This is a genomic window from Roseibium sp., from assembly GCF_050301095.1.
Classification (GTDB): domain Bacteria; phylum Pseudomonadota; class Alphaproteobacteria; order Rhizobiales; family Stappiaceae; genus Roseibium.
Genome location: NZ_JBNKYW010000233.1, coordinates 1 through 3,394, shown reverse-complemented (window position 1 = coordinate 3,394; position 3,394 = coordinate 1). Strand labels below are relative to the sequence as shown.

Here is a 3,394-nt window from a genome sequence, read left to right as displayed (position 1 = left end):
AAGATCCGTGTGCAAGTTGACGACACGCGACGCATCCAGCACCAGCAACGCAAAGCCCAGGATCAACGGCATTGCGACGAGTGCGAGAGTTACCGCGTAGCCGTCTTCTTTGACGAGACAGCCGCGTCTACGCCATCTGCGTTGAGCTTTTGAAATTGGCACATTCACCATATGACCGGCCCTTCCTGAGTTTCATGAAGCCTCTGTCACAGAATGCCCTGCCGCTAACTGTTTCCTTGCCCGTCCGTTACTACTGGATCTCCGCGGAACCGGACGAACCGCTTGTCACCACGTCCGGATCGCCCGGCGTCACATAACGCTTTTCCGCGTTTGCCACCGCTTTGCCGTCCCCCGGAATATAGGTGTGCTCGGCGGCAACCGGGAACGGCTGGATCGTCTGAATGCCGACATTCGCATCCATTGCATTGCCCGCACCAGCCGTCACCGAATCCCGCCGGCTCATGTAATCGGCGCATCCCGACAGCAGGAAAGCCACCGTCAGGCCTGCAATTCCCTTCAAGAAATCACTTTTTCGAATAGACATACCCGTCCCCGAATTTCAAATCGATCATGTGGCCATAGGGACCGGTAACGCCTTCGCCATTGCGCGCTTTCCTGATCATGTCCTTGTCAACTTCCATGAGGCCCAGCGCGAAGAGTTCGAAATCGTCGGAAGACCGGGTCTGGTCAAGCGGCGATGCCAGCTTCTCTCCCGGTTTGGCGGGTCTCACCAGACGCGGCGTGACGACGATCACCAGGTCGGTTTCCCGTTTCTGGAAACTTGTCGAGCGGAACAGCGCTCCCAGAACCGGCACCTGACCGAGCCACGGCAACTGCTGAATATCCCTGGCGTTCACGGTCTCAAGCAACCCGGCCAGTCCGAAACTCTGCCCGTCGCGCAACTCTATTACGGTTTCCGCACGTCTCGAGGTGAAGCCCGGATTGCCGTTCACATCGATGGAATTGTCGATATCACTGACTTCCGTCATGACACGCAGGTTGATGCGCGAGCCGTCCAGAACGGTTGGCACGAACTCGAGACGGACACCAAAGGGACGGTAGTCCGTTGAGGTGGCAACGCCGCCGGAATTCGAAACTGCGGTCTGGATGGGCACCTCGCCCCCGACATGGAAACGGGCGGCTTCACCGCTGATGGTGGTCAGGTTGGGCTGCGCCAGACGGCGCACGAGGCCCTTGCCTTCCAAGGCATCGATCAACACGTCGATGTTCAGGCCCGAAATGCTGAGCACATTCGCCACCAGCGTCCCGAACGGGAGCGCGCCCTGCTGCACGGCACTGGCGCCGGAGCCGAGCACATGCTGCAGAAGCCCGGTGTCATCGTTCGGGGCAACCTGTCCACGGGAACCACTTTTGAATATGGAGGTGGTGCTGCGGCCGAACCAGTTGATGCCGAGGTCGCGGCCGATCTGCCGGCTGGCCTCCAGCACACGCACTTCCAGGGCCACCTGCTGCGGCGACCGCACCGTAAGAGCGTTGATGACCGGATCCTCGGAAAACTGCTGCGCGACTTCCAAAACTCGTCCGAGTTGAATGGCATCGGCCACCTGTCCGCTCAATCGGATCTTGTTGCCGACGTTGGACACGCTGATTGCCGAGCCTGGAGCGGCCGCCCGCACGGCGGCACCGACCTCGGCGAAGTCGTACTGAACCTTGATCTCAATGATGCCAAGCAGGTTTTTCGCGTCGTCATAGATCGAGATGTTGGTGAGGCCGAGAGACTTGCCCTGGATATAAAGTGACTGTTCCGTCAGCGGTACGATATCGGCCACGTTCGGATTTCCGACCACCAGGTCGGAAAACGCCCTGTTCGTGCGTACGGTCAGCGTCGACCCGAGCCTGACCTCCATCCGGCTGACGCTGGCATTGCTGATCGAGACGGAAATTTCCTGAACCTGAGCTCTGCCGGCATCCACCGCCAGGAGGTTTGCCCCGACGACCGCGGCAAGCAGCACCAGCGGAACGGCCAGTCGAGACACGCACCACCGGCAGAATAACATGAACAAAGACATTCGTTTCATACTTCCGCCCAAACAAGATTACCTGCCGAACGAGGACCCGACTGCCAGATCCTTGCCGACCTTATATTCAACGCGATCGACCCCTCGCGAAACACCAATCACCGCGAATCGGGACGTCGTCCCGGTTACGATAGCATCATTATCGGCTTGATTGTTTAACTCTTCCGTAACGGAATTGGTCTCCAGCCCGGAGGCGACTTCCGCTCCCCCGAGATCGGCAATATTGACCGGAACAATCTCCTCGACATCTGCGGACGCGATATTACGCAAAGTCAGCGACAATTGTCCAACTCTTTGGGCGAGGACCAGCTTTTGTGCCTCATTTGTCGCAACTTCCAGCGTCACCGTGCGGACCACGTTCGGCTTGTCGGCCCTGTCGTCCGCCGACTGATCGATCGCAAGAACCTTGACACCCTGCAAAAGCACATCGGTGTAGGCTCCGGTCGTGGAACTGCGCCGCTGGGTACGAGTCAGCATGATGTCGACCCGGTCACCAGGCAAGACGAAGCCGGCGACGCCAAGCACATCATTGACGCGGATGGACACCGCCTTCAGGCCGGGTGTGACCGCGGAAGACAGGGTGGCGCGTTCGCCGAAACCCGTGATCTTGGTATCCAGGACAGGTTCACCGACATCGATCGAGGCCTTGACATAGCGAGGCTTGTCTCCGTCGCCGATGATGTCGTCAATGGAGCTGAAGGCGCCGGGAGGCAAGGCCGAAGACGGCCATTCGATTGTCTTGAAGGATTGCCTTTCAAGGCGGGTTCCGAACCGCAACCTCTGAGAAGCGACGACTATTTCACTGACCACCGGCTCTGGTGTGGCAAGGGCGCTGAGCATCGCAAGGCGCTGGTTGTTCAGATACGCCTTGGTTCCGAACACGGCGGCAACGCCGAGAAATGCAGACACCGTGATACTGAAGAACGTCGATCTACGCATGACAGCCTCCACTGATTGGCTCCCGGAAAATCCGGGCGTTGGCAACCGCGCTGCGGTCACCTTGTTTATTCTGCCCCAAATTCACCGGTTAACGCTTGCAAAGGTAAGCGCAGATTTCACCACCGTTATCTGCCGCTAAAGTCCCCGGCATCCATTTTGCGGGCCAGGTTCCTCTATAAAGCTATTCTAATGGTCAGGACGGCCCTGACCATTAGAACAAGCAACCGCGCCGTGCATAGACGCGGTTGCAGATCTTGAGAAATTACCCGGAATAGGAAACCGTGGTGGTCCAGAAGGTGCCCCAGCTGTCCCATGCTGCGGCGAGGTTAGTGCCCGCTGCTGTCACCGCGACGATGACACCTGCAACGAGGAGACCGAGAAGCATCAGATACTCGGTGAGTGCAACCCCATCTTCT

General features: G+C 58.6%; 4 protein-coding genes. All 4 read right to left on the bottom strand.

What is annotated here, in order from left to right; genetic code table 11:
• Window positions 1-250: 250 nt before the first annotated feature.
• Window positions 251-544, bottom strand: coding sequence for a hypothetical protein (locus ACQY7U_RS20530; RefSeq protein WP_428648633.1), 294 nt, complete (start codon window positions 542-544; stop codon window positions 251-253).
• The gene (locus tag ACQY7U_RS20525; RefSeq protein WP_428648630.1) at window positions 525-1,997 is read right to left on the bottom strand and encodes a type II and III secretion system protein family protein; all 1,473 of its coding nucleotides are present in this window, start codon (window positions 1,995-1,997) and stop codon (window positions 525-527) included. The genes ACQY7U_RS20530 and ACQY7U_RS20525 overlap by 20 nt, the downstream gene beginning before the upstream one ends.
• A gap of 60 nt (window positions 1,998-2,057) precedes the next feature.
• The gene (gene cpaB / locus ACQY7U_RS20520; protein WP_428648627.1) at window positions 2,058-2,978 is read right to left on the bottom strand and encodes a Flp pilus assembly protein CpaB; all 921 of its coding nucleotides are present in this window, start codon (window positions 2,976-2,978) and stop codon (window positions 2,058-2,060) included.
• A gap of 262 nt (window positions 2,979-3,240) precedes the next feature.
• Window positions 3,241-3,394, bottom strand: a 154-nt coding sequence (locus ACQY7U_RS20515; protein ID WP_428648636.1) for a Flp family type IVb pilin, incomplete at its 5' end; no start/stop codon positions are given.